The organism is Sphingobacterium sp. UBA7253 (assembly GCF_002472745.1).
Lineage (GTDB): Bacteria > Bacteroidota > Bacteroidia > Sphingobacteriales > Sphingobacteriaceae > Sphingobacterium > Sphingobacterium siyangense.
Genome location: NZ_DKSP01000027.1, coordinates 1 through 4,916, shown reverse-complemented (window position 1 = coordinate 4,916; position 4,916 = coordinate 1). Strand labels below are relative to the sequence as shown.

3 protein-coding genes are annotated in these 4,916 nt (G+C 41.0%); all 3 read left to right on the top strand.

Annotation, left to right across the window (positions count from 1 at the left end; translation table 11 throughout):
• Positions 1–1,760: SusC/RagA family TonB-linked outer membrane protein (locus B2X72_RS01890; protein WP_286848171.1), on the top strand; the 1,760-nt coding region annotated here is incomplete at its 5' end.
• Between the two features lie 18 nt (positions 1,761–1,778).
• Complete coding sequence (locus B2X72_RS01885; RefSeq protein WP_286848170.1) at positions 1,779–3,329, top strand: RagB/SusD family nutrient uptake outer membrane protein; 1,551 nt, start codon at positions 1,779–1,781, stop codon at positions 3,327–3,329.
• 68 nt (positions 3,330–3,397) lie between these two features.
• Complete coding sequence (locus B2X72_RS01880) at positions 3,398–4,519, top strand: acyltransferase family protein (RefSeq protein ID WP_286848169.1); 1,122 nt, start codon at positions 3,398–3,400, stop codon at positions 4,517–4,519.
• The last annotated feature ends 397 nt before the right edge of the window (positions 4,520–4,916 follow it).

Here is a 4,916-nt window from a genome sequence, read left to right as displayed (position 1 = left end):
TGGCAACAGGCAACGAGCACAGCTATATCAACAACAGATTTACAGGAAATGCCTTTGTGGAAGCCAATATCCTACCTGGAGTAAAATTCAAATCGCTGTTTGGGTATGAGAAATTTAACAACCAGTACCGCACTTTTGTGGATCCGTTCCGCACGACGGAGGGTAGAAAATATAAAGGAATGGCGACGCTCCAGCAGCAGGATAATCAGTATTGGATGTCCGAAAATACATTAAACTACGACAGAACTTTTAGTGACAAGCACCACTTCACAGGTTTACTAGGTTATATTACCACTAAAACACAAACAACAATCTCAAATATCGCTACCCAGAATTTTGCTAATCCAGCAATTCACACCGTTAATGGAGGTTCGATGATTACGGAGATGCCAACAGCGATAGATGCTGCTGTATCCACTGTTTCTGGCATTGCAAAAATCGGTTATGATTATAACGACAAATACTTATTTACAGCAAATCTGAGAGCTGACGCGTCATCTGTATTCGGGCCTAATAACCGTTGGGGTTACTTCCCTTCTTTCTCTGCCGGCTGGCGTTTATCCAATGAAGATTTCTTTAGTTCCCTGAAAAACACAGTAAACGATTTGAAAATCCGCGCTAGTTGGGGTAAGGTTGGAAATAGCCAAATTCCGGCCTTTTCCTATCTTGGTTTAGTTGACGTCACGGGATCGTACAATATCGGCGATCAGGTTGTACCGGGGTATACACCTGCTACCTTGGACAACCCCAATCTAAAATGGGAAACAACAAACCAGACCGACATTGGTGTGGATGCCAGTTTCTTTAATTCCAGATTGATATTTGGTGCAGATTATTATGCAAAAAGGACTGTAGGCCTACTTCTCAACTCAAGAGTTCCTTATAGTTCCGGTTACAGAACTGCGTTGAAAAACCTCGGCGACCTACAGAATAAAGGTTTCGAATTCGAATTGAGTAGCCGAAATTTCGTTCACGATTTCAAATGGAATACAACAGTTACCTTTGGGCTCAATCGCAATAAAGTACTGAATATTGATGGCGGGACCTACTATGACGGAAATATTGATGGCCGCGGCAATAGTACGATTGCAAAAGAAGGGGTTGCATTGGGATCATTCTGGGGCTATGTCGCGAAAGGCGTCAATCCAGACACCGGAGATATGATCTATCAGATGGCCGATCCTGAAGCAGGTCTTCAAACGAGTGATATGGCTATCATTGGTAATGCTACACCAAAATTCTCTTATGGCATGACAAATGATTTCAGCTATAAGAACTTCAGCTTTTCTTTTTTCTTACAGGGTGTACAGGGAAATGATATCCTTAATGCGACACGTATTTATACAGAAGGTATGTGGGAACCGAGAAACCAAAGTGCTGCCGTGTTAAACAGATGGACAGTCAATAACAAAAATAGTACTATGCCGCGTCCGGATCTAAACAATACAGATGACAACTACAATTCACAGATTTCTTCCCGTTTTGTAGAGAAAGGTTCCTACCTCAGGGTAAAATCGATGACTTTGGCCTATACCCTACCTAAACAAGTGCTTGAAAGATGGAAGCTCAATAAGGTCCGTTTTTATGTGACAGGCGAGAATCTGTTAACATTCACAAAATACTCAGGTTTAGATCCTGAGGTAAGCATGTACGGGGGAACTAACCAGCAAACCGTGAGCTCCAATATGGCACCGGGCATCGATTTTGGTACTTCGCCACAGGCACGCACCTTTATTGTTGGTTTAAACCTAACTTTTTAACCTTTTAGCTTACAAACAATGAAATCAACTAGATATACCTCATTAGCCATCGCCTTATTGGCTTCTCTTGCTCTAAATTCCTGCAAAAAGTTTTTAGATCTTCAGCCTACCTCCACGGTAACGAGTGAAAATGCCTATCTCACCGGAGACAATATTGAGAAAGCATTAAACGGGGCCTATAATTCTTTTATAGGCAATGGTACCCGCCCAGGAAGCAATGCCAATTATTATCAATGGGAGATGATTTTACAGACCGATATCCGTTCGGACAATGCGCATGCGGCCGGTGGTGGTGAGATAGACTTTGCACAAATTGACTATAATACGATTACCAATACCAATGAAATGGTACGCAGGGATTGGGAAGAACTGTATGGAGCAATCTCAAAATGCAATATCGTTATCGACAATGTTGATAAAGTCACAGATCCTACTTTTTCGGATGAAAGACGCAAACAAATTCTTGGAGAAGCTTCATTTTTAAGAGCCTTCCATTATTATCAGTTGGTCAAACTTTACGGTGGTGTACCCTTGGAAAAACACTCCAACAGTACCGATGCCGAAGTATTACGCATCAAGCGATCAACTGTAGAGGAGGTTTATGATTTTATAGATTCGGATCTACAAGTGGCAGCAAACAATCTTCCCGATGGATTTGGGCAAGCCTCTATCGACAAGGTTAGAGCGACAAAAGGTGCAGCAAATGCCTTGCTGACCAAGATATGGGCACAACGCCCTGATCGAGATTACAATAAGGTATTGCAATACGCCGATGCAGTGATTACTGGAAAAGGTGGCTATCAGCTCCTTCAAAACTATGCGGATCTTTTTGACGGTAAACATAACTATAACAGTGAATCCATCATAGAGATTCCCTATATCGCCGGCAGTCCCAATCTAAGCTGTTGGGGTGGTGCATTCTTTTTCCCGGATCTTGATGAAAATGGCCAAATCAACGAAAACGAATGGCGCCGGTATGGCACACCTTCGAAAGATCTAGTCGAAGCTTATGACAGCGCTGGCGACACTGAACGAAAGAATGCCAACATCTGGTTTTTCTCTGTCCCTTGGGCAGATGAGTTTTGGAACCCTTGTGGAGATGCCGATACAGAAATACCATTTAATGTAAAGCAAAAACATGCCAACAGCTTCCAAAGTGGCGATCATTTTTACCTTTTGCGGCTTGCGGACATCATTCTGCTTAAAGCAGAGGCTCAAAACGCCTTGGGAAATACTTCTGGTGCGATAAACACCATTAACGTCATACGTCATCGCGCAGGGCTGTCCGATTTATCCGGTGTCAGCTCCAGTGCACTAAAGGCCATCATTCTCAACGAGCGGCGATTGGAACTTGCTTTCGAAGGTCAACGTTGGGATGATTTAAATCGTTATGGTGTCACGGTAGATGTAATGAATAAACTAAATGAAATAAAATTTACATGCGATAACGGCAAACAGAGCAACCCCACGTTGATTAAGTATAATTTTAACCAAAATAGCCTGCTCCTTCCAATACCATTATTGGAACTGCAGGCAAATCCGAGCCTGACTCAAAATCCAGGCTATTAATTAGACCAAGCATAGGCTGTTCAAAGGATTAATTTCTTGAACAGCCTTTTTTACTAATATACTTTATTATGACTCGTTTTAAATCACTGGATATTTTCCGTGGGTTTACACTCGCGGCTATGATTCTCGTCAATAATCCCGGCAACTATCATCATGTATTTCCTCAACTTGAACACTCCATCTGGCATGGATGTACGTTTACAGATCTTATATTTCCATTTTTCTTATTTGCTGTCGGAAACTCCATGGCATTTTCTTTAAAAAATAGTGATCAGCTGGCACCAGGACTGTACTGGAATAAAATTGTCAAAAGAACAATCATCCTTTTTCTACTCGGTTTGTTTTTAAATATTTTCCCTTTTGTAGAATGGAATAGTCTTCACCAGCTCGAGTGGATTCCCGTTGCCAAGTATAGGTATTTTGGGGTGCTGCAGCGTATTGCGCTCTGCTATTTCAGTACGGCGATTATACTATACTATTTTAGAGACAAAGGTGCGGCCACTATTAGTATCTTGCTCCTATTAGTTTATTGGCTAATTTGCTATTCTGGTAATCCAACAGATCCATATAGTCTGGAGGGGTGGTTTGGAACGGCACTGGATATCCGAATCTTTGGTGCATCCCATCTCTATCACGGCGAGGGAACAGCGTTTGATCCAGAGGATATCTGGAGCGTATTACCGGCCATCAGTCAAACGATATTCGGGTATATTACCGGAAAGTACATTATTCAAAAACTGACAGGAAAAAGGGAGCTGATGAACCTATTTATCGTAGGTCTGTCCTTTATCCTGATTGGCTATCTATGGTCATTTGTTTTTCCTATTAATAAGAAGATCTGGACCAGCAGCTACGCCGTATTCAGCACTGGAATTGCACTCTCTTTTCTTGGTATATTAATCTATCTTATCGAATTTCAAAACATCAAAGGGATAATTTACACTGTCCTTGACGATTTCGGTAAGAATACACTATTTATCTATTGTCTTAGCGGCTTAATCCCTACGATTTGTTCTTTTATTCTCATCGGGGCTACGCATCAAAATCTCTGGAACTTAAGCTACCATTCCCTGTTTGATAGCTGGCAAAACCAACGATTATCCTCCGCTCTATTTGCGCTGCTATTTGTGGCTTTGAATTGGTTGATCGCATATTGCCTACGGAAGAAAAAGATCTATATCAAAATCTAGGTCAAGGTGTCTTTGGCTCAAAATAGGCAATCTGAATAATAAGAATAAAAAAAAGGGCCAAGGCCCTTTTTATATATAAAGATATGGATAAGATATACCGCAGCTACTTTTAGAAAACGCCCCATCTTTGTTTTACTAATTCCGCTATTACAGTATGCTGACACTAAAATAGCTCAAACTAACTACACAGAGAAAAAATTTAGGGGGACAAAGGGGGGACAAAAGGCAATCACCTGAAAAACAGCAAATTGAAACACATATTTAAATAAAAAAAAACGCTAATTTATTTTGAATAATCATAATAGAAGTCATACTTCGCTTAAAATTCTTGTCCGGAAATATAAAAAAAAGAAAACCTGAGGTTGGGAGCCCCAGGTTTTAACTAACCAATTATTAA

Excerpts from the sequence above, each read along its gene's own strand:
- B2X72_RS01880 (WP_286848169.1), top strand. The coding sequence starts at position 3,398 with ATGACTCGTTTTAAATCACTGGATATTTTCCGTGGGTTTACACTCGCG.
- B2X72_RS01885 (WP_286848170.1), top strand. The coding sequence starts at position 1,779 with ATGAAATCAACTAGATATACCTCATTAGCCATCGCCTTATTGGCTTCT.